This is a genomic window from Streptomyces formicae, from assembly GCF_002556545.1.
GTDB lineage: Bacteria > Actinomycetota > Actinomycetes > Streptomycetales > Streptomycetaceae > Streptomyces > Streptomyces formicae_A.
In genome coordinates this window covers 5,195,398-5,221,042 of record NZ_CP022685.1, presented here as the reverse complement: position 1 = coordinate 5,221,042, position 25,645 = coordinate 5,195,398, and the positions used below count along the sequence as shown (strand labels likewise).

Below are 25,645 nucleotides of genomic sequence, written 5' to 3'. Positions count from 1 at the left end.
GGTCTACGAGGGCGTGCGGGCCGGTGCGTACCCGCAGTGTCGGTCAGACGCCCCGCCCTGTCACGACCCGGGTCCCGTCACGACCCGGGTCCCGTCGCGCCCCGGCCCGTCACGAGTCGGAGGGAACCCACCCGTTCCGGGCCGCGTTGGCGAGGATCGCGTCCCGCATGTACACCGCGAGCCCCGGCCTGATCGCCTCGTAGTACGCGGTGAAGCGCTCGTCCGCGACGTACATCTCACCGAGGCAGGTGTGCAGCTCGTGCGAGCACTGGTAGTTGTTCGCCGTGATGCACTCCCGGTGCGCCTCCGCCGCGTCCATCGCCTCCTCGGAGTCGGCGGGGACGCCCCGGGCGAGCAGCGCGCCGACGCGGTCGTGGACCGCGTTCATCTCGTCGTTGATCCGCTTCCAGTCCTCCTTCGTGTACGAGGCGGCCTTGCGCTGCGACTCCTTGTAGGCGTCCGTGTCGCCCCAGCGCTGCTCGACCTCCTCCGCGTACCGCTCGGGGTCGTGGTCCCCGAAGACCTCGAACTTCTCCTCGGGCGTGAGGTTGATGCCCATCTTCTTCGCCTCCATGGCGGTCTCGACGGCGGCGGCCATCTCCTGGAGCTTGTGGATCCGCGCGGTCAGCAGCTCGTGCTGGCGGCGCAGGTGGTCCCGCGGGTCCGTGTCCGGGTCGTCCAGGAGGGCCGCCACCTCGTCGAGGGGGAAGCCGAGCTCCCGGTAGAACAGGATCTGTTGCAGCCGGTTCAGGTCGTCGTCGCTGTAGCGCCGGTGTCCCGCGTGGCTGCGCTCGCCGGGGGCGAGCAGGCCGATCTCGTCGTAGTGGTGCAGCGTGCGCACCGTCACTCCGGCGAAGCCCGCGACCTGTCCCACGGAGTAGCTCATGGCTTCCGCCCTCTCTCTTGCTCCGTACGCGCCTCAGCCTGCGTCCTCACGTCACGTGAGGTGCAAGTCCGCGCGCGTCCGGAGGCCGCCGCCCGCGTGCTCGCCTACTTGCTCAGCGCCGTGAACCTCCGCACCGCCAACGGCAGGAATACCCCCACGAGCGCCACGGGCCACAGCACCGCGAGGAGCCCCGCGTGTTCCGCCGCCCAGGAGGTGCCCACCACGCCCGGGTCGTTGCCGAAGAGGTCGCGGACCGCCGTGGCCGTCGCCGACAGGGGGTTCCACTCGACGGCCGTGCCCAGCCACCCGGGCATGTTCTGCGGGACGGTGAAGGCGTTGGAGAGGAAGCCGACCGGCCAGACCAGGATCTGCACGGCCGCCACCAGCTCCGGCCTGCCCGCGATCATCGCCAGGTGGATGCCGAGCCACAGCATCGCGAACCGCAGCATCAGCAGCAGCGCGACGGCCGCGACGACCGAACCGAACGAGCCGTGCCAGCGCCAGCCGATCGCGAGCCCCACGCCCATCATGACCAGCAGCGACACGAACGACTGCAGCATGTCCGCGATCGAACGGCCCACCAGGACCGCACCGTTGGCCATCGGCAGGGAGCGGAACCGGTCGATCACGCCCTTGTTGAGGTCCTGGGTGACCGCGACCATCGTCGCGTCGAGCCCGAAGACCATCGTCAGCGCGAACATGCCGGGCACCAGGAACTCCGCGTACTCCCCCGCGATGCCCTTGCCGCCGCCGACGAGGTACGTGAACATCAGCAGCAGCATCACCGGGAAGACCAGGCCCACCAGGACCTGCACCGGCTGCCGCGCCCAGTGCGCCAGTTCGCGCCGCGTCATGGTCCAGGAGTCCGTCACGGCCCAGCTCATCGACGTACTCGCCGTACTCACACGCCCTCCTTCGTGCGTTCGCCGTCCGTGCGCCCCGTCAGGCTCAGGAACACCTCGTCGAGGGTGGGCCTGCGCACGGCCACGTCCTCCGCGTCGACGCCCGCGTCCTGGAGCGCCCGTACGACGCCGGTGAGGGCCTCCATGCGGTCCTCGACCGGCGCGGAGGCCATCCTGCGGTCGGCGTCCACCGTCGCCCGTCCCGGCAGCAGGTCGGCGACGCGCGCCAGTTGGCCCGCGTCCCGCACCACCACGTCGATGCGGTCGCCGCCGAGGTCCGCCTTCAGGTCGTCGGCCGTGCCGTGCGCGATGACGCGGCCGCCGTCGACCACCGAGATCCGGTCGGCCAGCTGGTCCGCCTCCTCCAGGTACTGCGTGGTCAGGAGCACGGTCGTGCCGCCGCCGACCAGTGAGCGCACCGAGTCCCACACCTCGGCGCGGCCGCGCGGGTCGAGCCCCGTGGTGGGCTCGTCGAGGAACAGCACCTCGGGATCGGTGACGAGCGAGGCGGCGAGGTCGAGACGGCGCCGCATGCCTCCGCTGTACCGCTTGACCGCCTTGCGGCCGGTGTCCGCGAGCCCGAACCGCTCCAGGAGCTCGTCGGCCCGCACGCCCGCGCGCCGGGCACCCAGGTGGTGCAGCCGCCCGAACATGTCGAGGTTCTGCCTGCCGCTCAGCTCCTCGTCCACCGCCGCGTGCTGACCGAGCAGCCCGATGCGCCTGCGCACCTCGTCGGGGCTGCGCCGCACGTCGTGGCCCGCGACCTCCAGACGCCCCTCGTCGGCCCGCAGCAGGGTCGTGAGCACCCGCACCGCGGTGGTCTTGCCCGCGCCGTTCGGACCGAGCACGCCGTGCACCGTGCCGCGCGGCGCCACCAGGTCGAGGCCGTCGAGCGCGACCTTCTCCCCGAACCTCTTCCGTACTCCTTCGACGACGATCGCGTCCGTCATCCAGCCCCCTTCGGCCCAGAGTCCACCTAGCCACCTAATCAAACTTGACTAGATGGGCGAAGGTAACCGAGCCGAAGCCATTCGTCAAACTTGATTAGCGGCGGTACGGCCGCTCAGTCACGGTCCCCCGCGTGCGGTTCGCCCGTCCCGAAGGGGTTCTCCTCGCCCTCGGCGAGGACCCCGACGAACGGCTCGCCCTCGCCCGCGAAGGTGTACGCGCCGCCCTCGATGCGACCGATCAGGTCCTTGGTCCACTGGGCGCCGGTGTCGGCCGAGTTCAGCCAGTAGTTCATGATCTCGCCGATGTGGCCGAGCTGCCCGGGACCTTCCTCCGGGATGTAGTACTCGGTGACGGACGCGCGCCACCCCTCCATGCTGCGCACCCGCTCCTGGAGCAGGCCCACGACCTCGTCGCGCGGCAGGTCCACCATGAGGCCGAGCCCCGCCGTCAGGATGTCGGGCCGCTGGTCGTACTTGGTCAGGGACTCGCGGAGCAGGGAGTGGTACTCCTCCGTGCCCCGCTCCGTGAGCTCGTACTCCGTGCGCGGCGGGCCGCCCGCCGTGGAGGGGGCGATCTCGTGCGCGTGCAGCATGCCCTGCTTGGCCAGCTGCTTCAGGGCGTGGTAGATCGAGCCCGGCTTGGCGTTGGACCACTCGTGGGCGCCCCAGTACTCCAGGTCGTTGCGGACCTGATAGCCGTGGGCGCGGCCGTGCTGACGCACGGCCCCGAGGACCAGCAGCCGGATCGCCGACATGTAGCGCGCCCTTCCGTTCGGCACCACGGCCCGCGGCCGTCATTCATCAACTTTGACCAGAGTAGCCCTGCTCCAGTGCCACCAGTTCGAAGGCCGTCTTCCCGTCGAGGGACTCGCGGACGATGTCGGCGTGGCCCGCGTGCCGCCCGATCTCCTCGACCAGGTGCAGCATCAGCCAGCGCATGGACACCGCGCCGTCCTTGGGGAACCAGGGCGCCTCGGGGAGCGGGAAGGTGTCGTCCAGGCTCGGCACCTGGCGGATGAACTCGTCCGTCTCCCGGGCGACCTCGGTCCAGAAGTCCAGGATCCCGGCGACCGTCTCCCCCTCGACGAGCCGGAAGCTCTCGCCCCAGGTCTCCTGGGTGCGGGCCCGGTCGTTCGGCTTCTGCTGGGCCATCCGCAGCCAGTTCAGCTCGGTCTCCGCGACGTGCTTCAGCAGGCCGCCGACGGACAGTTCGCTGGCGCTCGGCCGGGCGCTGGCCTGCTCGTCCGTCAGCCCGATGACCGAACGGCGCAGGCCGCCCCGCTGGGCCTCCACGAACGCGATCAGGGCGCCGCGCTCGTCTCCACGGGATTCCGCTCCGACGTGAGTAACCATGGTGTCCGCCTCTCTCCCGCCTGCCTTCGCAGGCTGCCCCTTCGGGCTTTCCGACACCACTCAAGCTACGGACCCTTGCGGTCAGGTTCTGTCCGCAAGGGTCCGTGGGCACGAGAGGGTTCCGGGAGAGTCCCGGGAGAGTTCCGGCGGGGCTCAGAACGGGAAGCGCGTGCGGCCGTGCTGGACCGAGATCCACTTCTGCGACGTGAAGGCGTCCACCGTCGACTCGCCGTTCAGCCGGCCGAGGCCGGAGTTCTTCTCGCCGCCGAACGGCACGATCGCCTCGTCGTGCACCGTGCCGTCATTGATGTGGATCATGCCGGTGTTGACGCGCTTGGCGAGGCGCACACCGCGCTCGACGTCGCCGGTGTGCACCGCGCCGCTGAGGCCGTAGGGGGTGTCGTTGGCGATGCGTACGGCCTCGTCCTCGCCGTCGAAGGGCAGCAGCAGCGCGACGGGGCCGAAGATCTCCTGGCCGAGGACCGGGGAGTCGGCGGGCAGGTCGGTCAGGATGGAGGGCGCCACCAGATTGCCCTCGGTGCGGCCGTGCAGCAGGGCCGTGGCGCCCGCCGCGACCGCCTGGTCCACGACGGCCGAGACGGCGTCCGCCTGCGAGGCGTTGATGAGCGGGCCGATGTGGGTCGCGGGGTCGGCCGGGTCGCCTACCGTGAGGCTCGCGACCTTGGCGACGAACTTCTCGGTGAACTCCGCCCGCACGGCCCGGTCCACGAGGATCCGGTTGGCGGCCATGCAGACCTGGCCCTGGTGCACGTAGCGGCTGAAGACCGCCGCGTCCACGGCGTAGTCGATGTCGGCGTCGTCCAGGACGATCAGCGCGCTGTTGCCGCCCATCTCCAGGATCGAGCGCTTGAAGTGCGAGGCGCAGACCGTGGCGACGTGACGGCCCACGCGGTCGGAGCCGGTGAAGGAGATGACGCTCGGCACCGGGTGTTCGAGCAGCGCGTCGCCGATCTCGGCGATGTCGGTGATCACCACGTTGAGCAGTCCGGCCGGCAGGCCCGCGTCCTCGAAGACCTTCGCGAGCAGGCTGCCGCCGATCACCGGGGCGTTCTGGTGCGGCTTGAGCACCACCGCGTTGCCGAGGGCGAGCGCGGGGGCGACGGTCTTCATCGACAGGAACAGCGGGAAGTTGAAGGGGCTGATGACGCCCACCACACCGGCGGGAACGCGGTAGACGCGGTTCTCCTTGCCGTCCTCGGGCGAGGGCAGTATCCGGCCCTCGGGACGCAGCGAGAGGTGCACCGACTCGCGCAGGAACTCCTTGGTGAGGTGGAGCTCGAAGGCCGCCTTGAGCCGGGTGCCGCCGAGCTCGGCGATGATCGCCTCGGTTATCTCTTCCTCGCGGTCCTCGATGATCCGCAGGGCCCGCTCGAACACCCCGCGCCGCGCATAGGGGTTGGTCCGCGCCCACTCCTCCTGCGCGCGCTCGGCCGCGCGGTAGGCCTGGTCGACCTCGGCGGCCGTGGCCACCGTGATGGACGCCAGCTTCTCCCCGTCGTACGGATTGAAGTCGATGATGTCCCAGGACCCTGAGCCCGCCTTCCACTCACCGTCGATGTACTGATGAGCCAGGTCAGTGAAGAAGGACATGAGACGGACCCCTTGCCGCGGCAGCAGACGGAAGCAGACACCTGATCTCACGTCATAGTACTTATGTTTCAGGTGAGTTGGAGTAGACCACGCAGAAGATCCCTGCTGTCCGCCGGATCCGGGCTGTCCTTGTGCAACTGGGCCACCACCCGCTCGTACTGGGCGACTTCCTCCGCCTTGTCGAGATAGAGCGCGCCGGTGAGCTGCTCGACGTACACGACGTCGGAGAGGTCCGACTCGGGGAAGCGCAGCATCGTGAACGCGCCGCTCTCGCCCGCGTGGCCGCCGAAGCTGAACGGCATGACCTGGAGCGTGACGTTGGGACGCTCGGAGATGTCGATGAGGTGCTGGAGCTGACCCCTCATCACTTCCCGGTCGCCGTACGGGCGTCGGAGCGCCGCCTCGTCCAGGACGCAGTGGAAGCGGGGCGCGTGCTCGGAGATGAGCAGCTTCTGGCGCTCCAGGCGCAGCGCGACGCGCCGCTCGATCTCCGCTCTGCTCGCGCCCTTCATGCCGCGGGCGACCACCGCGTGCGCGTACGCCTCGGTCTGCAACAGGCCGTTGACGAACTGGACTTCGTAGACGCGGATGAGCGATGCCGCGCCCTCCAGGCCGATGTAGGTCTGGAACCAGCCCGGCAGGACATCCGAGTAACTGTGCCACCAGCCGGTGAGGTTGGCCTCCTTGGCGAGCGAGAGGAGTGCGCCGCGCTCCACCTCGTCCGTGACGCCGTACAGCGTCAGAAGGTCCTCTACGTCCCTGGACTTGAAGCTCACCCGTCCCAACTCCATGCGGCTGATCTTCGATTCGGATGCGCGGATCGAGTAGCCGGCCGCTTCGCGGGTGATGCCACGGGATTCCCTCAGGCGCCTCAGCTGCGAGCCCAGCAGGATGCGCCGTACCACCGAGCCGCTCGACTCCCCTGCGGTCACTTCGCTCAATCCTCCCCATCGACTGGAAGCCAGCAGTCTGCCATTAAACGCTTCGGGCCGTACTCGTTCGGTTACAGAAACGGAAGAACTCCGAAAGACCGCGCAAGCCCTCCACAAGAAACCGTAGGAAGAAATGGGCAAGAAGTGGCACGGGAACGACCAAGTCCGGCGCGTGCACGTGCATCTGCCCTTGCATCTGCTGTACGCATTCGGAACCATGGTCCGCGCGCCACCGCTGTACCGACCGCGTACCACCGCACCATCGGCGACCGACCGCGCCACCGCTCCATCGCTATGTACCGCGAAACCGGGGAGTGCCTCGCATGGGGACGAATGGATCGACCATGCTCGAGCCGTTACGGCAGGGGCTACCACCACTCGACCCCTCCGCGGTCTCCAGCACGGCGTCCGTGGCACTCGCCGCCCGCTACGAAGCGGTGGGCAGCGCACGGAAGTTCACCCGTACGACGCTCACGCAGTGGGACCTGGACGAACGCTTCGACGACATCGCGCTCGTCGTCTCCGAACTCGTCACCAACGCGCTGCGCCACGCGCTGCCCGCGGACACCCCGCGCGAGAGCCAGGACCCGCCCGTACGGCTGCACTTGATGCGCTGGGCCTCGCGCCTGGTCTGCGCCGTGCGCGATCCCAGCGACGAGAGTCCCGTCACGCGCGACACCGACGACGACTTCTCGGCGGAGTCGGGCCGCGGCCTCTTCCTGGTGGATTCCTTCAGCGACGGCTGGGGCTGGCACCCGCTCGCGGGCACGCTGCGCGGGAAGGTGGTCTGGGCGCTGTTCCACCTCGCCTGAGGCGGGTTGAGCCCGAGACGGGTCGAGCCGGAGACGGGTTGAGTGAGCGTCAGCCGCCTATCAGGTGGTCGAACTCCCCGTCCTTCATCCCGAGCAGCATCGCCTCTATCTCCGCCCGCGTGTAGACGAGCGCGGGACCGTCGGGGAAGCGCGAGTTGCGCACGGCGACATCGCCACCGGGCAGTTTCGCGAACTCCACGCAGGATCCCTGCGAGTTGCTGTGCCTGCTCTTCTGCCAGACCACCCCGTGAAGCTCCGTGGCCGCCATGCCGTTAAACGCGTGGTGCACAGGTCGCTCCCCGGTCTTGCAGTGCCATTAGTGGCTCTAGATGCAGCGGTCAACTGTCCCCGGATCATAGCTGTGTTCACATGCCGATGCATGGGCAGATGCACGTGCACGCGGGGTGTTCCCCTGATTACAGATCCGTCAGCACCTGCCCCAGAGCCCGCATGACATGCGAACGCCAGCCCCCGTCCATGATCTTCCGCGCCCTCATCTGTGCCGGGTCGTCCGGGTCGAACCCTTCATGTACAAGGAAGAGACGCGTTCCACGCCCTTCGTGTTCCAGGGTCCATGTGAGCGTCCAGTTCGCGAAGTTGGCCGGATCCGGGTCCAGCCAGCGGACGCTGAGCATCCGCTCCACCTCGTACGCGAGAACGCGCACGTGAACGGTGCCGGGTCGGTCAGCGCGCGCCAGACCTTGGCGGGCGGGTGCGGGAAGAACTGGTCCACATGGATGGTGGTGAGGTCATCGGTGGTCATGACCGCTCATCGTCGGGCATCCGGTCGAGCAGCGCGCCGAGGCTCTTCAGCCTGTCGCGCCAGAACCGCTCGTACGGGCTGAGCCAGTCCTGCACCTCGGCGAGCGGCACCGCTTCGAGGCGGTAGATGCGCTGCCGTCCGGAGCGCTCCTCCGCCACGAGACCGGCCTCCCGCAACACCTTGAGGTGCTCCGAGAGGCTGGGCCTGCGCATGTCGAAGTGGTCGGCGAGCGCGGCGAAGAGCCGGTCCTCGCGTTCGCCGGTGGTGACCATGACCGTCAGAAGCCTTCCTTCTCCGTCAGCAGCATCCAACCGTTGCCGTCGGGATCGACATCGGTCGTGACCAGCATGATCCCCTGCACACTGCCGGGCACGGAACCGCCCATGTCGGGGCCGGAGAGCGTGAAAACGGTCTGCGCCCCCTCCGGCGCGACCTGGAGCCAGCGGCCCGGGGGCATCCGGCGGTCCGCGACGGCCTCGAAGCCGAGGAGGTCGCGGTAGAAGCGGAGGGAGCCGGTCAGCGGCGCGCGTGACGCGTCGGGCGCGGGGACATGGTCAGACCTGCAGGAGCGCGTCGAAGGCAGGGTGCAGGTTCCTCCAGGCCGCGCGGCCCCCGGCGTACTCCTCGTCGGTCAACAGGCAGGACCCCAGGACCTGTTCGAGCCCCTCGCGGTCCAGACCCGGCGAGGTGAACACCAGGTGGTTGCAGCAGTCGCCGTGCTCCGGGTGCCAGTCGAGCGCGGCGGCGGCGCGGCGCACCGGCGGGACCGCCTCCCACGCGGCGTCCGGCAGCGCGGCGAGCCAGGGGCCCATGCTCTCCACACAGAGCGCGCCGCCCGCCGCGTCCCAGCCAAGCAACGTGTCCGGCCGGTCGGCCAGCCAGAACCGCCCCCGGCTGCGCGCGGCCGCGCAGGTCAGGTCCTCCAGGGCCGCGTGGAGCCGCTCCGGGTGGAACGGGCGCTCGCGGTGCCACACGAAGGTGGCGACACCGCACGCGTCGGCCTCGGCGGGGAGCCGCGCGCAGGCCGGATGCTGGGCCGCGGCGGCGGCCTCGACGTCGAAACCGGCCCGCGCGGCCCCGGCGAGACCACCGCTCCCGATGACGACCTGGCGCGCCGTCGGGTGCAGCTGGGCGAGCAGCGCGCGGTCCTCGTCGTCGGTCCGCGCCGAGTCGGCGACGGCGAGCACGGGCGCGTACTCCAGCTGGCGCGCCCAGGTGTCGGCGACGGTGCGCCGGTCGGTGGGGGCCGCGGCGAGCCCCGCCTCCATCAGGTCGTCGCCGTTGCCGAGGCAGGCCAGGAGCAGGGCGGGGTCGACCGCCGTGACCACGCCGCGCAGCCCGAACCCGCCGCCCTGGTGCGCGGCGATCACCTCGGCCATCGCCTTCGGCTCGACCGAATCCCACAGCTCCACGACCGCGAGCCGGGTGAGACCCGCGTCCGCGAGGCGCTCGAGCTCGGGCACCAGGGCCTCGCGGAGCGCACAGCACGCGCAGTCGTTGACGAGCGGGGCGTCCCCCCTGGACAGCTCGCCCGACCTGTCGCGGACGGTGCGCACGACGGTGCCCCGCACCGCGGTGGAGAGGTCGTGGTGGAGCGCGACGCTGTCGGGGACGGCGGCGAGGAGTTCGCCGACGGCCGCCGCACGGGCGTCCGAGTGGAGCCCGCCGACGATCACGACGTCCATCGGGGCGGCGTCCGTCGGGACGCCGCCCCTCGGATCCGGGTGACCGTCCCTCATCGGCGCGCCCCGAAGCGGCGCTCGAAGCGTTCGACGCGGCCCGCCGTGTCCAGCACGCGCGCCGTGCCCGTGTAGAAGGGGTGGCTCGCGGACGAGATCTCGACGTCGATGACCGGGTACGTACGCCCGTCCTGCCACTCGACCGTCTTCGCGCTGGTCGCGGTCGACCGCGTGAGGAAGGCGAATCCCGCGGCCTTGTCGCGGAAGACGACGGGTGCGTACGGCGGGTGGATGTCCTTGCGCATGGTGATCAGCGCTCCTCTCGGAAGTCGACGTGCTTGCCCGCCACCGGGTCGTACTTGCGCAGGGTGAGGCGGTCGGGGTCGTTGCGGCGGTTCTTGCGGGTGACGTAGGTGAAGCCCGTTCCGGCGGTGGACCGGAGCTTGATGACCGGGCGGAGTTCGTTGCGTGCCATGGGGCCAGTATATGAAAATGACTCCCGTTTTCAATAGGGGTCCGTCCACGACTACCGAGAGGTGCGTGCGTGAGCAAGCGCACGCCGGACATCTGCCCGGCGTGCGCAAGTCGTCCTGGTAGCTTGGCGCGCGCTTCGGCCGGTGGCGGATGGCACCGGCCGAAGCGGTCGACATCATGATCTTTTGGGGGACTTCAAGTGCGTACGTACGTCCGTAGCGGCCTCGGTAACCGTGGTGTCCGTCGTGTCCGGGGCGGGGTCGCCGTGCTCGGCCTCGCCGCCGCGCTCGCCCTGACCGGGTGCAGCAGTGACGGCGACGGTGACAGTGGTGACGGTGGCGGCAAGAAGGACCGGGGCTCGGCCGGTGGTTCCGCGGCCGACGGGGGCTCCACCGGGGGCTCCGACTCCGGCTCCGGCGGCAAGGACGGCAGCATCGAGGGTGCGTGGGTCGCCACCGCCGGGGGCAAACCGCTCGCCCTCGTCATCAACGGCAAGAACGCGTCGCTGGTCGGCGAGGACGTCATGTGCAGTGGCACCGCGGGTGACGAGGCGGGCTCGCAGATGATCAACCTCAAGTGCCCCAAGGGGAACGCGGACCGCACGACGGGGCGCGTCGAGTCCGTCGACACGAAGACGATGAAGGTCTCCTGGGAAGGCGCGGGCAAGGACCAGTTCCTGAGGACCGAGGGCGGCAAGCTGCCCGAGGGGCTGCCCACGGGTGGGATGCCGCAGTCCTGACGAGGGCGTGAGGTCAGGGGCCGGGCTCGGGCGGCCTGCGTTTCGTCTCCGTGCCGTCCACCAGCATCGGGGGCGGCGTCGTGTCCAGCGCGTCGGAGAGTTCTTCCAGGGTCTCCAGGAGCAGGCCGGCCCCCTTGCGTACGACGCGGTCGGGCACGCCCTCGCCGTCCCACTCCCGCAGCGCCGTGCGCACCGCGTCCCACCGGGGCACGCGGCGTTCGCGCACCGCCTTGGCGCCCTGCTCCGTCGACGCGCGCAGCGCGTCCGCGAGGCGGGCCGCCGCGGGGACCGGGGTCGCGTCCCGGTCCGGCAGGTGGGCCTCCATCAGCATGGCCACGCGGCCCAGTTGGGCCAGGGTCTCCTCCGCGTCCGCCGCGGCCGCGCGGGACAGGCCTCGGTGGCGTACCGGCTCGTTCTTCGCGCGCGCCACCGCGTCCTGCCAGGCGACCCGCGCGTCGCGGGCCGCGAGCAGGGCCTCGCGGACGTCGGGGCAGGACTTGCCCGCGGGGTGCGCGTAGTGGTCGACGACGGCCGCGGCGTAGCGGCCGTCCGCGATCAGCCAGTCCGCGAGGCGGGTGCGCAGGCGCGGGGTCTCCCACGCGGGGTACACGGCGTACGCGATCATCGCGAGCACCCCGCCGAGCAGGGTCAGGACCACTCGCTCCGGAACCGTCTGCGTCCACTGCTGGCCGCCCATCCCGAGCAGGAACACGACGTACGCCGCCACGCACGCCTGCGCCGCCACCTGACCGGTGCGCATCAGCAGGTACATCAGTCCCGCGCAGAGCACGGCCAGCGCGGCGGACAGACCCGTGCCCGGGTCGGCCAGCTGGAGCAGGCCCGTCGCCAGGGCGACACCCACGAGGGTGCCGCCGAAGCGGGCCACCGCGCGCGAGTACGTCTGGGAGAAGTCCGGGCGCATCACCATGACCGAGGCCATGGGGGCCCAGTAGCCGTGCCCCAGCGGCAGCCAGTGCCCCAGGAGGTACCCGGCGGCCGCCACCGCCGTGACGCGGATCGCGTGACGGGCGACCGGGGATTCATGTCGCAGCTCCGCCCGCATGGCGCGGAGGGTGCCGGGGATCAGGGCGGGGAGGGTGGGGCGGAGGAGGGGGATCGCCTGGGTGTCGGAGTGGGTGTGGGGGGTTGGGGGCGGGGTTGGGGTTGGGGTTGGGGCTGAGGTGGGGGGCGTGTCCGGAGCTGGGGCCGAGGTGGGGGCTGGGGGCGGAGTCGGAGCCGAGTCCGGAGCCGAAGCCGGGGCCGAGCCCGAGTCCGAGGCCGGGGCCGAGTCCGAGGCCGGGGCCGGGGCCGGGGCCGGGGCCAGGGCCGGAGCCGAAGCCGAGCTCGAAGCCGAAGCCGAAGCCGAGCCCGGGGCCGAGCCCGAGCCCGAAGCCGAAGCCGAGCCCGAGCCCGGGGCCGAGCCCGAGCCCGAAGCCGAAGCCGAGCCCGAAGCCGAAGCCGAGCCCGAGCCCGGGGCCGAGCCCGAGGCCGAAGCCGAGCCCGAGCCCGGGGCCGGAGCCGAGCCCGGGGCCGGAGCCGGGTTCGAGGTAGGGGGCGGTTCTGGAGTGGGCTGTGGCGTGGGGGTTCCCGCTGTTTCCAGGACGTCTCTCAGGAGCGCGCCCAGGCGTGTCGCCGCCCGGTACGCCGGGCCCGTCAGGATCGCTCCCGTGTCCGGTGTCCGCAGCGTCGCCAGCGCCGCCGGGGGGATCTTCACCGGCTCCCCGTGGCGGACCGCGCGCGCCGCCGCGTCCAGGACCGCGCCCGCCGCGGCGAGGATCTCCCGTACGCGGTCGCGTTCCCTGCCCTCCGGCGGTACGCCCACCGCCGGGTCCGCCAGGGACGCGAGCACCGGGCGGATGCGTTCGGCGAGGCCGCGCGCCCCGTGCAGTTCCGCGGGGCGGGTGCGGGCCTGGCGCGGGGTGATCCTCGCCGCGTCGCGCGCCGCCATCAGGGGCTCGGGGTCGAAGGGGGCCACGGGGTCGTGGCGGAGCCTGCGGGCGTAGTCCGCCTCCGCCGCGAGCGCGTCCGCCAGGGCGTCCCTGTGCGCGCCCCATCTGCGGATCGGGAAGAGGACCACCAGCGCCGCCTGGACGCAGCCGCCCACGACCATCATCGCCGCGTGGCCCGCGGCGGCGGCGAGCGAGGTGGGGAGCGTGACCGTCACCAGCATGATCGCCACGTTCGACGACGCGATGATGCCGACCGTGGGGCCCGCCGCCCAGCTCAGGCCCGCCAGGAACGTCCAGAGCGAGAGGAGGGCCAGGAAGAGGAGCGTGTGGGTGCCGGTGAGGTAGCCGAGGAAGGTGGAGAGGGCGAGGCTCGTGCCGGAGGCAAGGGCGAGTTCCGGGCGGGGGCGCCAGCTGCGCTGGAAGGTGGCGATGGCCGCTTGGTACGCGCCGAAGGCGGAGCTCGCGGCCACCGCCGGGCCGAAGAGGGTGAGGCTGACGCCGATGATGATGGCCAGGCCCGCGGCGCCGCGCAGGGCGATCAGGGGTTCTAGGCGTTTGCGCTCGACGGTCAGACCCGAGCGAGCTGTCTCTTTCAGCGCTCGGAGCCAGGTCACTCTGTGATGATACGGGGCATATGGGGCGCACCGGGCTGGTGTGGGCACAGCCCCGGCGCCGAAGGCGGCGACGGGGCGTGAGCCACTGTCCGCGCAGAGGACTACGTCGCGTTCAACGCCACCGTCGGATGCAGGCGCGAGGCTCTGATCGCGGGGTAGAGGCCCGCCGCCACGCCGATCAGGAGCGTCGCGGCGAAGCCCGCCGTCAGGGACCAGGGCGGGACCACCGGGGTCCAGTGCTGGGTCAGGGCGAACGCGTAGGTGGCCGCCGCGCCCAGGAGTGCGCCGGTCGCCCCGCCCAGGGAGGACAGGAGGAGGGACTCCGTCAGGAACTGGAGGCGGATCGCGTTCTTGGTCGCGCCGAGGGCCCTGCGCAGGCCGATCTCCGTTCTGCGTTCCAGGACCGAGATCACCATCGTGTTGGCCACTCCTACGCCGCCCACCAGGAGCGCGACCGCCCCGAGGCCCAGCATCAGGGTGGTCAGTCCCTTGTCGGTCGCCGCCTTCGCCGCCAGCGCGTCGGAGGGGCGGGAGACCCTGACCGAGCCCTCGTCGCCGGGGCTGACCGTGCGGGCAAGGACGTCCCGCACGTCCTCGACCGAGTCGTCCGTGGAGCGTTCGAAGATCGTGGACGGGTGGCCGTCGAAGGCGAAGTGGCGTTCCGCCGCGGGGAAGCCGATCATCGCCACCCGGTCAAGGGTGGGGAACAGTTCGATGGGGTCCAGGATGCCGATGACCGCCACGTACTGGTCGTTCAGCATGATCTTCTCGCCGGGCGAGGTGATGCCCAGGCGCTCCGCCGCGATGGAGCCGAGGACCGTGACGGGGAGCTTCTCGTTCGTCGCGTTCAGCCATGTCCCTTTGCTCGTACGGGCATTGAGGGCCTTCAGCAGGTCGGTGCGGGCCGCCTGGACCGTGACGCCCGACGACTGCTCCTCGGGGACCACGTCGCTGCGGCGGACCCGGGCGTCGACGTTGGCGGTGGCCGTCGCGTGCTGGACCGGGCCGATGCGTTCCACCATCGCCACCGCGTTCTTGGGCAGCGGGACGGCGTTGCCCTGGATGTCCTTGCCCTCCTCGGCGGTGAGGAGGTTGGTGCCGAGGCGGTCCAGGCGGGACATCAGGTCCGCCTTGCTGGACTGGGACAGGCCCACCACCGCGACCATCGTGGCGATGCCGATCGCGATGCCGAGTGCCGAGAGCAGCACGCGCGCCCTGCGGGCCCGCAGGCCGACCGCGCCCACCCGCAGGATGTCCGTGAGGGAGAGCCTCGCGGGCTTCACGCCACCACCTCCCCGTCCCTGAAGCGGACGCGGCGGGGAAGGGCGTCGGCGATGTCGTGGTCGTGGGTGATGACGCAGATCGTGGTGCCGGTCGCGTGGAGCTCGTGGAGCAGGTCCATGACGACGCGGCCCGACGCGGTGTCCAGGGCGCCGGTGGGTTCGTCGGCGAGCAGGATCGTGGGGTCGCCGATCAACGCCCTTGCGATGGCGACCCGTTGCTTCTCGCCGCCGGAGAGTTCGTTCGGGGTGTGGGTGAGGCGGTGGCCGAGACCGACCCGTTCCAGGGCCGCGCGGGCCCGCGCGCCGCGTTCGCGCGCGCCGACGCCCGCGTACAGCAGGCCGTCCGCCACGTTCTCCAGCGCGGTGCGCGCCGGTGCCAGGTGGAAGTGCTGGAAGACGAAGCCGATGTGGCGGGCGCGCAGCGCCGAGAGCTGGGCGTCCGAGAGGCTGCCCACGTCGTGGCCCGCCACCTCGACCGTGCCCGATGTCGGCTTGTCGAGGGTGCCGATGATGTTGAGCATCGTCGACTTGCCCGATCCGGAAGGGCCGACGATCGCGAGGAGTTCGCCCGCGTGCACGGTGAGGTCCACGCCGCGCAGGGCGTGCACTCCTCCCTCGTACGACTTGGTGGCCCCGCGGAGTTCGATGACAGGTGCGCTCGTCCTCATTGCCCGGCCACTCCGACCTTCATGCCCTCCTTGATGTCCGGGCCGCTGACCTCGATGCGGCTGTCCGCCGTCATGCCGGTCTCGACCCGCACCATGCGGGCGGTGCCGCCCTCGACGACCTGGAGGCCGTAGCCGCCGTGCGCGCCGCGCAGCGCGACGATCGCCTCGACCGGGACCGCGAGGACGTTCTCGCGGCTCTCGCTGACGAACCGCACGCTCGCCGACGCCTTGGTGTCCTCGCCCGACGCCGCCGACCGGCCGCCGTCCAGGGTCACTTCGACCGTGATGGCGTCCCGCGCCCCCTCGTCGTCCGCGTTCTCGGGATTCACCGTGCCCGACACCCTGCCCCGCTCCTTCTTGCCGCTGGGCAGCGTCACCTCGACCTTCGTCCCCTTCGCGGTGAGCGGCGCGTCGCCCTGGTCGAGCTCGGCGCGGACGACGGGCTTCGTCGAGGCGGCCGTGAGGACCGAGGTGTCGGGTCCCACCGCGTCGGCGAGCGCGGCGTCCGCCGACACGACCTTGATCCGGTCCGGCTGGAAGACCACGTCCCCCTTGCCGACCCGCCCGGTGGGCACCCGGTTCAGGGACTTCTGCCAGCGCTTGACCGCGGCCTCCGTCGCCTTGTCGTAGCGCGGATCGACGTACAGGCCCGCGCCGTAACCCAACGCGGCCAGATTGCGCTCCAGTTGGAGTACGTCCGTGCCGCGCGCGCCGACCTTCATCTCGCGGAAGGCGGGGACCGGGCCGTAGAGGAGGGTCACGGGTTTGTCGTCCAGCTCGTAGAGCGCCTGGCCTCGCGTGACCGTCGCGCCCTGCCGCGCCGCGACCGTGACCGTGCCCTCGACCGCCGACTTGACCGCCCTGCGCCGCGCGAAGTCGACCTTGCCGTCGACCGTCTTGGCCTGCACGAGGTCGGTGCGGACGACGGCGGCCGTGGCGGGCGGGACGTCGCCGTTCTCGTTGCTCGCGTCCGCGTCACCGCCGCCTAGGGACAGCGCCCCGGCTCCGGCGGCCGCGGCGGCCACGACTGCCGCGGCCGCCAGGATTCCCGTACGGCGTCTCATCTACTGCATCCCGTCCAGGCCGTCGAGCAGCTTGTCCTTGCAGGCCGTGCGGGCTTCCTTGTACGTGGCGGACTCCGTGTCGAGCTGCGGGTCCGCGGGGCTCGGGTCGCCGCCGGGCAGGACGTTGCCGCCGGACATCGTGGGGTTGGTGAACTTCGATACGCCCTTCTCGCGCATGCACTTGGCGTGCGCGAGCATCGACTCGTAGTCCTTCTGGTCGTCGCGCTCCGGCTCCACGTTCATGGCGGCCTTCAGCTCGGTGACGCAGACGCCGTCCTTGCCGCCCTTGTACTCCTCGCCGTTCCCGTTCGGGTCGACGACCTTCTCGACCTCGGACATGTCCAGGTAGCCGCTCAGCTCGGGGTCGGGGAAGTCCTCGACCCCCGCCTTGGCCCGCATGCACTGGACGTACTTCACCTGGGCGTCGTAGAAGGCGCTCTTGTGCTTCTTGGCGCCCTCCTGGGTGGAGTCGCCCTTCGCGGAGTCGGCGGGCTTGCCCGTGGCCGTCTCCTCGGGGACCGACGCGACACCGGAGTCCTTCGTTCCGTCGCCGCCTCCGCAGGCCGCTGAGAACACCAGGACGGGGAGCGCGACGAGGCTCGCGACGCGCAGCCGGGCGAGGGCACCGGGTGGGGTGTGCATGCTCATGCCGGGCAATCTGCCGCCGCCACATGGTGGGCGGTCCATGGCCGCATGATGAACGCGTAACGCCACATGATGAGCACGTAACAATGCCCCGCGCGGCCACGATCCGCGCCCGTACCAGCCCTGAACTGGTCAAACCGTCGCCCATAATCGTCGGCATGCCCCGAGTGCCCCATGTGCTGCTGATCGAGGACGACGCGTCCGTGCGCGACGGAATGGAACTGGTGCTGCGCCGCCACGGGTACGCGGTCTTCGCCGCGGCCACCGGCGAGGAGGCCCTCGCGCTGCTCGCCTCGCCCGCGGGCCAGGACGTCGAACTCGCCGTGCTCGATCTGATGCTGCCCGGCATCGACGGCTTCGAGGTCTGCCGGCGCGTCCGCGCGACCGGGTCGACGATCCCCGTCGTCATGCTGACCGCGCGCGGCGACGACGGCGACATCGTGCGGGGCCTGGAGTCCGGCGCCGACGACTACGTGGTCAAGCCCGTGACCGCGCCCGTGCTCGAAGCGCGGATCCGGGCCGCGCTGCGGCGGGCCGAGCCGGTGCGGCGGCGGCCGGGCGAGGACACGTACGCCGGGCTCGTCATCGACCGCGCGGGCCTCACCGTCGCCAAACACGGCACGCCCCTCGCCCTGCCGCCCACCGAACTCCGCGTGCTGCTCGAACTCTCCGCCTCGCCCGGCCAGGTCTTCAGCCGCGAGCAGCTGCTCCGCTCGGTGTGGGAGCACGACTTCCTCGGCGACTCCCGCCTGGTCGACGCGGCGGTGGGCCGCCTCCGCGCGAAGATCGAGGACGTCCCCGCGAGACCGGTGTACGTGCAGACCGTGCGGGGCTTCGGCTACCGCTTCGGGCCGGTGTGAGGACGTGAGCGAGGTGAGCGGCGGGGCGGGGACGCGTGAGCGGCGTGGCCGCTGGCGGCGGTGGGGCGGGCTCCGGGCGCGGCTCGTGGTCGCGTTCGTGCTGGTCGCGCTGGTCAGCGCCGTGACCGCCACCGGGCTCGCCTACCGCGAGTCGCGGACCGCCGTCCTCGAACGCAAGCAGGACGCCGTGCGCACCGACTTCAAGAACCGCGTCGACCAGGTCGCCGCCGATCTCTCCGTGCCGCCCGACGAGGTCTCCCTCACGCGGTTCGCCGGAAGCGTCGCCGACGGGCTCGGGGACTCCGTTGTCGTCGCCGAGTACCGCTCCCTGAAGGGCTCGTCCGACGCGTCCGCCGACCGGTCGCTGATCTCCCCCTCGCTCCGTGAGGCCGTACGGAAGCGGAACCGCATGAGCCTTCAGCGGATCGACCGGGACGGCAGCCCCTATCTGGCCGTGGGTACGCCCGTCACCTTCGAGTCGGGGCCGCCGTCCGGCCTCGATGTCTTCGCCGTCACCTCGTTGCGGGCCGAGCAGGACGACACCGCGGAGATCCTCGACGCCGTACGCGACGGGCTCGTACCCGTCGTCCTGCTCGCCGCCGTGCTCGCGCTGCTCGCCGCCCGCACGGTGCTGCGGCCCGTGCGCGAACTGGGCCGCGCCACGCGCAGGCACGCGGCGGGGGACCTCACGTCACGGGTCGAGGCACCCAAGGGCCGGGACGAACTCGCCGATCTGGCACGGGACTTCAACAGGACGGCCGACGCCCTCGAGTCGTCCGTCGCCGAGCTGCGCGAGCAGGAGGCCAAGGCGCGGCGGTTCGTCGCCGACGTCTCGCACGAGCTGCGGACGCCGCTCGCCGCGATGACGATGGTGGCGACGGTGCTCGACGAGGACGCCGCGCAACTGCCGCCGGACACCGCGCACGCCGCCCGCACGATCAGCGCGGAGACCGCGCGGCTGGCCCGGCTGGTCGAGGACCTGATGGAGATGTCCCGCTTCGACTCGGGCGCCGCACGGCTCAACCTCGGCGAGGTCGACCTCGCCGAGACCCTGCGCAACACGCTCGCGCTGCGCGCCCTGACCGACCGCGTCCGGACCCACCTCCCGGACGGCGTGCGGGCCGTGGTCGACCCGCGCCGCATCGACGTCGTGGTCGCCAACCTCGTCGGCAACGCGCTGCGGCACGGTGCCGAGCCGGTCTCCCTGACCCTGGCGGCCTCGGGCGACTGGGTGACGGTCGAGGTCACCGACCGCGGTCCTGGCCTCGCCCCCGACGTCCTCCCCCACGTCTTCGACCGCTTCTACAAGGCCGACAGCGCGCGCACCCGGTCGGAGGGCAGCGGACTCGGCACGGCCATCGCCCTGGAGAACGCGCGGTTGCACGGCGGGACGATCGAGGTGGCCAACAGGGCCGGGGGCGGGGCGGCGTTCACGTTGCGGCTGCCGTGGCGGCGGGGCGAGGAGGACGCGAAGTGAGAGGACGCGAAGTGACCTTCGTACGCGGAGCGGTCGCCCTCGCGGCAGCGGCCCTGGTGCTCACGCTCGCGGGCTGCGGCGTCCGCCCCACCGGCATCGTGGACGCGGGGGAACCCGCGAGCGGGCTCACCAAGGGGCTGCGGATCTACTTCGTCTCCGAGACGGGCCGCCTGGAGGGCGTCACGCGCTCGGACGAGCCGCTGCGCGAACCGGCCGCCGTCATCAAGCTGTTGATGTCGGGACCCGACGAGTCCGAGCGGCGCTCCGGTCTCACCACGCTGGTGCACGGCGGCCGGTTCGAGGTCACCGGAGACGGCGACAGGCTCACGGTCCGCGTCTTCGACCTGCTGCTCGACCCCGCGTCCGTCAACGACCGCAACTACACGGGCCAGTTGGTGTGCAGCCTGGCGCGCGCACAGGCCGTCCTCGACAAGAGCGGACGCACCAGGCCGGACGACGTGCGGGTGACGGTGCGGGCGGTCCCTCCCGAAGGCGTGCAGCGGGAGGAGGAGTTGGGGCCCTATGTGTGCTCGGACTTCCTGAAGTAGGGCCCTTCGGCGCGGGAGCCGAGCGGGTCAGCGCCCGCGGCTGTTCCCGTTCCCACGCCCCAGCGAACGGTCGGCGTCGGGAGCCCGGCCCCCGCGCCCCGGCACATGGGCCCGGTCCGCCGCCGCCGTGCCGTGCGTCCAGCCCTCGCCGTCCGTCGCGCCGCGCACCCGCGTCGTGGTCGTCTCGGGGAACATCTGATCGACGCGGTCGGTGACGGCCACGTCGCGTGCGGCGAGTACGGGGAGCAGGGAGTCCTCCCGTGCCGCCTCTTCCGCCGCCTCGGCGACCGCGTGTTCGCCCGCCGTCGCGAGCCGTCCACCGATCCGGTGGGCGTACGCCATCAGGAAGGACTGGCGGAACGTCTTCGTACGCTTGCGGCCGCCCGCGCGCTGCTCGGCCTCGGCCCTGGTCATCGCCGACGTGCCCTGGACCAGGAGGGAGGTGTAGAGGAGCTCCACCGCCTCCAGGTCGGACGCGAAGCCGACCACGGTCGAGAATCCGTACGCCTCGTTCCACACGGCGCGACAGCGGTTCGCGGCGGCGACGGCGTCCAGGAGGATCGCCTTGGCCGTCTCGTACGGGGCGTCGACGCCGACGCGGCACGCGCCGGGGACGTCCTTCGCGTGCGTACGCGCGGCGAGCAGCGCCTCGTCGACCGAGTGCCGCGCCATCAGCTCCTGCGCCTTGGCGGTGAGCGCCTCCGCCTCCTCGGGGAACCCGGTCGCCTCGGCCTTGGCGAGCAGGGCGCGGATGCGGGTCAGCGCGCGCGGCTCGCCCGCGACGGGGCCGTTCACCGCACCGCCGGGCGGCGGGCCGACCGGCTCGATGGGCGGGAGGCGCAGGAGGAGGCGGTAGAGCTGAAGGTGGACGGTGGCGGACGAGAAGCGGTCCCGGGAGCTCTCGGCGCCGGGCCCGATGTCGGCCAGTTGGGCCGCCCAGCGCGGCGGCAGGTGCGGGTAGCGGCCGGTCTCCGCGCGGATCAGGGCGGCGGTCAGGTTCAGATGAGCCGCGTCCAGGTCGCGCCGGACGACGCGTACGACGTCGGCGGGCTGCCAGCCCCGCTCCCAGGCGCGCCGCAGGTACTCGGCGCCGCGCAGGCGCAGCTCGTCGTCCGCGTCGGGTGCGGCCGCGAGCATCGAGGCCCCGGCGTCCAGGCCCTCGTCACCGTCGCCGTACAGCGCCGCCGCGAACGCCTTGTCGATCACCGAATCCATGGGTCCAAGGGTAGGAGGTAGGGCCAGGCATACCCCCGGACGCCCTCCAGTGGTCGTGTTCCGCGAGCCGCCCGGCGCTTGGCTTGGCGCATGACAGAAACCGATACCGGGGCCGGTACCGCGGCGGCCGCCGTACGCCTCCGTTCCGTGCGCCGCCTCTACCGCGACGTCGTCGCCCTGGACGGGGTGGATCTCACCGTCCGCGCCGGGAGCTTCGTCGCGATCATGGGGCCTTCCGGCTCCGGCAAGTCCACGCTGTTGCAGTGCGCCGCCGGGCTCGACCGGCCGACGTCCGGGTCGGTGGAGGTGGGCGGCACCGAGCTGACGGGGCTGAGCGAGCGGCGCAGGACGCTGTTGCGCAGGGACCTGATCGGCTTCGTCTTCCAGTCGTTCAACCTGATCCCCTCGCTGAGCGCGGCGCAGAACGTCGCGCTGCCGGGACGCCTCGCGGGACGTCGGCCCTCCCGTGCGCAGGTGCGCGCGGCGCTCCGCCGGGTGGGCCTGGCCGAGCGGGCCGGGCACAGGCCCGGTGAGCTGTCCGGCGGGCAGCAGCAGCGGGTGGCGCTCGCGCGGGCCCTCGTGAGCCGCCCCGCCGTCCTCTTCGGCGACGAGCCGACGGGCGCGCTCGACACCACGACGAGCCGTCATGTCCTGTGTCTGCTGCGGGAGTTGGTGGACGGGGAGGGGCAGACGACGGTGCTGGTCACGCATGACCCGGTGGCGGCCTCGTACGCGGACCGGGTGGTGTTCCTCGTCGACGGGCGGGTGGAGAGCGAGCTGCTCCGCCCGCGCGCCGAGGAGGTGGCGGGGCGGATGGCCACGCTGGAGAGACACACCGGAGCCGTTGGCGCCGGCGCCGGGGCGGTCGGACGATGATCGTTCTCGCCTCGCTGCGCGCCCGCTGGACCACCCTCCTCGGCGCCTTCGTCGCCGTCGCCCTCGGTGTCGGGCTCACCGCGGCCATGGGGCTCGGGCTCGACGCGAGCCTCGGGGCGCCGGAGCGCGCGCCGGTGCGGTTCGCCGGGTCGCCCGTGGTCGTCATGGGTCACGACACGCTGACCGTGCCGGTGCGGCGCGGGCCGGACACCGATCACGTAGCGAAGCCGCTCGCTCATCCACACCCTGTGGATATCGAACTTCTGCGCGACCTCCGACGGCTCGGCCCCGTGCGCCTCGACGGCGCCGCACGGGACGCCGTCGGCGTCGACGCCCCCGCCTCCGCCGTACGCGACGCGGTCGGCGACCGGGCCCTCGTCCTCACCGGCGACGACCGCCGCCGCGCCGACCCGGCCACCGCGCGGGACGCCGAGGCGCTGGTGGCCGTGAACGCCTTCCTCGGCACGGCGGGCGGGGTCGCCGCCTTCGTCTCGGTCTTCGTCACCGCGTCGACGTTCGCCTTCGTCGTGGCGCTGCGGCGAAGGGAGTTCGGGCTGCTGCGGATGGCGGGGGCGACGCCGGGACAGGTGCGCGCCCAACTCCTGGGCGAGGCACTGGCGGTGGGCATCGCGGCATCCGCGACAGGCTGCGCACTGGGCGCACGGTCGGCTCCCCTCCTCGGCGACGCCATGGTCGACGCCGGGATCGCCCCGGAGTGGTTCACGATCCCCACCACGGCGTCACCGTTCGCCTGGCCGTGCCAACTCGCCTTCTGGACAGGACTGTTCGTCGTCCTCGCGGGAGCCTGGACCGCCTCTCGCCGGGCCGGTCGCATCACGCCCACCGAGGCGCTGCGCGACGCGTCCGTGGACAGCGACGTCATGCCGTGGAGCCGCCGCCTGATCGGCGCGGCGCTCCTGGCCCTGGCGCTCGGACTGCTGATCAGGGACCTCTCGACGGACCCGTCCGCCCTCCTGAAGCGCAAGACGTACACGACCCAGCCGATGATCCTCATCACGGCCGCCGCCGCACTGGCTCCCCTTCTCGTACGCCCCGTCGTACGCGCCCTGCGGCTGCCCGGCGCCATCGGCCTGCTCATCCGCGAGAACTCCACGGCCTCCGTACGCCGCACCGCCGCCGTGGCCGCCCCCGTCCTGGTCACGGTGGCGCTCGCGGGCAGCCTGCTCGGCTCGGCGCAGACCGTGAGCGGCGCGAAGGCGGCGGAGGCGCGCGAGCAGACGTCCGCCCAACTGGTCGTGACCGGCACCGACTTGAAGAGACCGCCCGCCCGCGACGCCATCCCGGGAATCGCCGCCGCCTCCCCCTCCGCCGCCACCGCCGTCTTCGTACGGGAAGAGGGCAGCGCCCTGGTCCGCTCGGACGCGCGCGCGATCGGCGACCCGGACGCGTGGGCCGCCACGTCGCGGCTGCCGGTGGTGGCGGGCGACGTGCGGGACCTGGACGACCGCTCCATCGTCGTCAACGAGGAGTGGGAGGAGCACCGGGTCGGCGAGCGCGTCGAGGTGTGGCTCGGGGACGGGCGCAGAGCGCGGCTGCGGATCGCGGCGGTGCTCGCGCGCGGGACGGGGGACAACGGCGCGTACGTCACGGCGGCGCGCGCCGGGACCGTCCCCGTGGACCGCGTCGACGTCACGCTGAGGCCCGGCGCGGACCGGACCGCGACGGCCGCCGCGCTGGCGTCGGCGACCGGAGGGCAGGTGCGCACCGCGCGGGAGTGGCTGGCGGCGACCCACCCCGCCACCAAGGCGCAGACGCGCATCGGCCTGCTGATGCTGCTGGCCATCTCCCTCGCCTACACGGCGATTTCGCTGGCGAGCACGCTCCTGATGGCCGCGTCGGTCCGCTCCGGGGAGCTGCGCTCCCTGCGGCTCGCGGGGGCCACGTCCACGCAGGTGCGGATGGTCGTGGCGGGCGAGGCGCTGGTGGCGGTGACGGTCGGCGCGCTCCTCGGTCTCCTGGTCACGGCGATCACCCTGGGCGGCCTGGCGACGGGCCTCGCGCGGCTCTCGGCCCCGGTGGCGTGGGCGGTGCCGTGGGACGCGGTGGGGGTGGGCGCGGGGGCGTGCGCGGTGGTGGCGGTGACGGCGGGGGTTGCCGGGGTGCGGCGAGCTCGGCGGGCTTGGTGAGCCGGGTGGGACCTCCACGGCCGGACGCTCCCGGAGTGCGGGGGGCCGTGGGCGCTGCGAGGCTCGGGGCATGCGAGTGGCGCTGGCGCAGACCGACTGCGCACTGGGTGAGATCGAGGAGAACCTGGAGACCGCGCGGGACCAGGTGGCCCAGGCGGCCGCCCAGGGCGCGGACCTCGTGGTCTTCCCCGAGCTGAGCCTGCACGGGTATCACCTGGGCGGCCTCAAGCGGGACGCGTCGATCACGACGGACGACCCGCGCCTGTTCGCGCTCGCCGCGCCGGGCGGTCCGGACGTCATCGTCGGCCTCCACGAGCACACGAGCCTGCGGGCCTACAACACGTCCGCGTACTACTCCGCGGGGCAACTCCTGCACGCTCACCGCAAGTTGTACCTCCCCAACTACCTGGCCTGGGAGGAACGCAAGCACGTCAGTCCCGGCCAGCACCTGCGCGCGTACGACCTGCCCGGCGGGCACGGGCGCGCGGCGACGCTCGTCTGCAACGACGCGTGGCAGCCGGTCCTGCCGTGGCTCGCGGTGCAGGACGGGGCCGAGGTCATCGTCGTACCGACCAACAGCGCGGCGAGCCTCGATCCGGAGGCGATGGACACGGGGCTGTACTGGGACACGCTCCTCTCCTACACGGCGCGGATGCTGCAGTGCTGGGTGATCTTCGTGAACCGGGTCGGGAACGAGTACGGGGCGTCGTTCTGGGGCGGCTCCCGCGTCGTCGACCCGCGCGGGACGGTGGTCGCGCAGGCGCCGAAGTGGGAGCCGGGTCTCGTGACGGTCGACATCGACGTCCACGAGGCGCGTCGGCAGCGGCGGTCCGTTCCTCTGGTGGCGGAGGCGCGGCTTGGCCTCGTGGACCGCGAGGTACGGAGGCTGATCGACGAGGGCGGAGACAGCTGACGCCTCCCTCGGCAACGGTTCCCTGCCGGGTGGGTGGGGGAGGTGGGGGCCTCTTCCCCACCTCCGGTGCGGTGTCACACGGGGTTTTGCGCGGTTCCCTGCCGGGTGGGTGGGGGAGGTGGGGGCCTCTTCCCCACCTCCGGTGCGGTGTCACACGGGGTTTTGCGCAGTTCCCCGCGCCCCTAAACGGGGCCGCAGTCGCCTGGACGGCCCGAGGGGACGTGGGGGTATGTGCGCACGGAGCACATCAGTGGACGAAGCAGGGAAGCAAACCCATTGGCAATG

26 protein-coding genes and 2 pseudogenes are annotated in these 25,645 nt (G+C 72.2%); 8 read left to right on the top strand and 20 right to left on the bottom strand.

What is annotated here, in order from left to right:
- Positions 1-109 precede the first annotated feature (109 nt).
- The 7 genes from KY5_RS22565 to KY5_RS22535 form a co-directional block, all read right to left on the bottom strand.
- Positions 110-886: a MerR family transcriptional regulator gene (locus KY5_RS22565; RefSeq protein WP_098243961.1), complete on the bottom strand. Its 777-nt coding sequence runs from the start codon at positions 884-886 to the stop codon at positions 110-112.
- A gap of 104 nt (positions 887-990) precedes the next feature.
- Positions 991-1,770 carry an ABC transporter permease gene (locus KY5_RS22560; protein WP_098243960.1) on the bottom strand — a complete coding sequence of 260 codons (780 nt, stop codon included), beginning with the start codon at positions 1,768-1,770 and terminating at the stop codon, positions 991-993.
- Between the two features lie 17 nt (positions 1,771-1,787).
- Complete coding sequence (locus tag KY5_RS22555) at positions 1,788-2,738, bottom strand: ATP-binding cassette domain-containing protein (RefSeq protein ID WP_098243959.1); 951 nt, start codon at positions 2,736-2,738, stop codon at positions 1,788-1,790.
- 113 nt (positions 2,739-2,851) lie between these two features.
- The gene (locus KY5_RS22550; protein WP_098247409.1) at positions 2,852-3,493 is read right to left on the bottom strand and encodes a PadR family transcriptional regulator; all 642 of its coding nucleotides are present in this window, start codon (positions 3,491-3,493) and stop codon (positions 2,852-2,854) included.
- Positions 3,494-3,539: 46 nt separating this feature from the next.
- Positions 3,540-4,091 (bottom strand): DinB family protein, encoded by a 552-nt coding sequence (locus tag KY5_RS22545; RefSeq protein WP_098243958.1) that lies wholly within the window; start codon positions 4,089-4,091, stop codon positions 3,540-3,542.
- Positions 4,092-4,244: 153 nt separating this feature from the next.
- Positions 4,245-5,702 carry an aldehyde dehydrogenase family protein gene (locus KY5_RS22540; protein ID WP_098243957.1) on the bottom strand — a complete coding sequence of 486 codons (1,458 nt, stop codon included), beginning with the start codon at positions 5,700-5,702 and terminating at the stop codon, positions 4,245-4,247.
- 68 nt (positions 5,703-5,770) lie between these two features.
- Positions 5,771-6,634, bottom strand: coding sequence for a helix-turn-helix domain-containing protein (locus KY5_RS22535; RefSeq protein WP_098243956.1), 864 nt, complete (start codon positions 6,632-6,634; stop codon positions 5,771-5,773).
- Between the two features lie 323 nt (positions 6,635-6,957).
- On the opposite strand from KY5_RS22535, the gene KY5_RS22530 reads away from it, so the two are divergent.
- Positions 6,958-7,446 carry an ATP-binding protein gene (locus tag KY5_RS22530; protein WP_098243955.1) on the top strand — a complete coding sequence of 163 codons (489 nt, stop codon included), beginning with the start codon at positions 6,958-6,960 and terminating at the stop codon, positions 7,444-7,446.
- Between the two features lie 49 nt (positions 7,447-7,495).
- Here the strand turns inward: KY5_RS22530 and KY5_RS22525 are convergent, their stop codons facing one another.
- From KY5_RS22525 to rpmG, 7 genes and pseudogenes are all read right to left on the bottom strand, one after another.
- Positions 7,496-7,735 (bottom strand): DUF397 domain-containing protein, encoded by a 240-nt coding sequence (locus tag KY5_RS22525; RefSeq protein ID WP_223775964.1) that lies wholly within the window; start codon positions 7,733-7,735, stop codon positions 7,496-7,498.
- Between the two features lie 127 nt (positions 7,736-7,862).
- Positions 7,863-8,209, bottom strand: a pseudogene (locus KY5_RS22520) (SRPBCC family protein).
- A pseudogene (locus tag KY5_RS22515) lies at positions 8,206-8,442 on the bottom strand (ArsR/SmtB family transcription factor); the annotation flags it as partial. The pseudogenes KY5_RS22515 and KY5_RS22520, both read right to left, overlap by 4 nt.
- 44 nt (positions 8,443-8,486) lie before the next feature.
- Complete coding sequence (locus tag KY5_RS22510) at positions 8,487-8,666, bottom strand: hypothetical protein (RefSeq protein WP_234362819.1); 180 nt, start codon at positions 8,664-8,666, stop codon at positions 8,487-8,489.
- A gap of 97 nt (positions 8,667-8,763) precedes the next feature.
- Positions 8,764-9,948, bottom strand: coding sequence for a CobW family GTP-binding protein (locus KY5_RS22505; RefSeq protein ID WP_234362818.1), 1,185 nt, complete (start codon positions 9,946-9,948; stop codon positions 8,764-8,766).
- Positions 9,945-10,193 (bottom strand): type B 50S ribosomal protein L31, encoded by a 249-nt coding sequence (locus tag KY5_RS22500; RefSeq protein WP_098243951.1) that lies wholly within the window; start codon positions 10,191-10,193, stop codon positions 9,945-9,947. Before KY5_RS22500 ends, KY5_RS22505 begins: the two co-directional genes overlap by 4 nt.
- A gap of 5 nt (positions 10,194-10,198) precedes the next feature.
- Positions 10,199-10,363, bottom strand: a complete 165-nt coding sequence (gene rpmG, locus KY5_RS22495; protein WP_098243950.1) for a 50S ribosomal protein L33 — start codon at positions 10,361-10,363, stop codon at positions 10,199-10,201.
- A 198-nt stretch (positions 10,364-10,561) separates the two neighbouring features.
- On the opposite strand from rpmG, the gene KY5_RS22490 reads away from it, so the two are divergent.
- A complete protein-coding gene (locus KY5_RS22490; RefSeq protein ID WP_234362817.1) occupies positions 10,562-11,101 on the top strand; it encodes a hypothetical protein in 540 nt (179 codons plus the stop codon).
- 13 nt (positions 11,102-11,114) lie between these two features.
- Here the strand turns inward: KY5_RS22490 and KY5_RS42620 are convergent, their stop codons facing one another.
- The 5 genes from KY5_RS42620 to KY5_RS22465 form a co-directional block, all read right to left on the bottom strand.
- Positions 11,115-13,664, bottom strand: coding sequence for an FUSC family protein (locus KY5_RS42620; protein WP_234362816.1), 2,550 nt, complete (start codon positions 13,662-13,664; stop codon positions 11,115-11,117).
- 101 nt (positions 13,665-13,765) lie between these two features.
- Complete coding sequence (locus KY5_RS22480) at positions 13,766-14,947, bottom strand: ABC transporter permease (protein WP_234362815.1); 1,182 nt, start codon at positions 14,945-14,947, stop codon at positions 13,766-13,768.
- Positions 14,944-15,615: an ABC transporter ATP-binding protein gene (locus KY5_RS22475; RefSeq protein ID WP_098243947.1), complete on the bottom strand. Its 672-nt coding sequence runs from the start codon at positions 15,613-15,615 to the stop codon at positions 14,944-14,946. Before KY5_RS22475 ends, KY5_RS22480 begins: the two co-directional genes overlap by 4 nt.
- On the bottom strand, positions 15,612-16,679 hold the full coding sequence (locus KY5_RS22470) for a peptidoglycan-binding protein (protein WP_098243946.1): 1,068 nt from the start codon (positions 16,677-16,679) through the stop codon (positions 15,612-15,614). Before KY5_RS22470 ends, KY5_RS22475 begins: the two co-directional genes overlap by 4 nt.
- Positions 16,680-17,327 carry a hypothetical protein gene (locus tag KY5_RS22465; RefSeq protein ID WP_098243945.1) on the bottom strand — a complete coding sequence of 216 codons (648 nt, stop codon included), beginning with the start codon at positions 17,325-17,327 and terminating at the stop codon, positions 16,680-16,682. It abuts the gene before it with no gap.
- 164 nt (positions 17,328-17,491) lie between these two features.
- Between KY5_RS22465 and KY5_RS22460 the strand changes: the two genes are divergently transcribed.
- Genes KY5_RS22460 through KY5_RS22450 form a run of 3 tightly spaced genes read left to right on the top strand, consistent with a single transcriptional unit; the run spans position 17,492 to position 20,209 of the window.
- Complete coding sequence (locus KY5_RS22460) at positions 17,492-18,184, top strand: response regulator transcription factor (RefSeq protein WP_098247407.1); 693 nt, start codon at positions 17,492-17,494, stop codon at positions 18,182-18,184.
- Between the two features lie 4 nt (positions 18,185-18,188).
- Positions 18,189-19,661, top strand: a complete 1,473-nt coding sequence (locus KY5_RS22455) for a sensor histidine kinase (protein ID WP_098243944.1) — start codon at positions 18,189-18,191, stop codon at positions 19,659-19,661.
- On the top strand, positions 19,658-20,209 hold the full coding sequence (locus KY5_RS22450; protein ID WP_234362814.1) for a hypothetical protein: 552 nt from the start codon (positions 19,658-19,660) through the stop codon (positions 20,207-20,209). The genes KY5_RS22455 and KY5_RS22450 overlap by 4 nt, the downstream gene beginning before the upstream one ends.
- A gap of 27 nt (positions 20,210-20,236) precedes the next feature.
- On the opposite strand, the gene KY5_RS22445 is transcribed toward KY5_RS22450, so the two are convergent.
- Entirely contained in the window at positions 20,237-21,424 is a 1,188-nt protein-coding gene (locus KY5_RS22445) for a DUF2786 domain-containing protein (RefSeq protein WP_098243942.1), read from the bottom strand.
- A 90-nt stretch (positions 21,425-21,514) separates the two neighbouring features.
- Here KY5_RS22445 and KY5_RS22440 point away from each other — a divergent pair, with 90 nt between their 5' ends.
- From KY5_RS22440 to KY5_RS22430, 3 genes are all read left to right on the top strand, one after another.
- On the top strand, positions 21,515-22,300 hold the full coding sequence (locus KY5_RS22440) for an ABC transporter ATP-binding protein (protein WP_098243941.1): 786 nt from the start codon (positions 21,515-21,517) through the stop codon (positions 22,298-22,300).
- Positions 22,297-24,447, top strand: a complete 2,151-nt coding sequence (locus tag KY5_RS22435) for an ABC transporter permease (RefSeq protein WP_098243940.1) — start codon at positions 22,297-22,299, stop codon at positions 24,445-24,447. The genes KY5_RS22440 and KY5_RS22435 overlap by 4 nt, the downstream gene beginning before the upstream one ends.
- A gap of 70 nt (positions 24,448-24,517) precedes the next feature.
- Entirely contained in the window at positions 24,518-25,360 is an 843-nt protein-coding gene (locus KY5_RS22430; RefSeq protein WP_098243939.1) for a nitrilase-related carbon-nitrogen hydrolase, read from the top strand.
- The last annotated feature ends 285 nt before the right edge of the window (positions 25,361-25,645 follow it).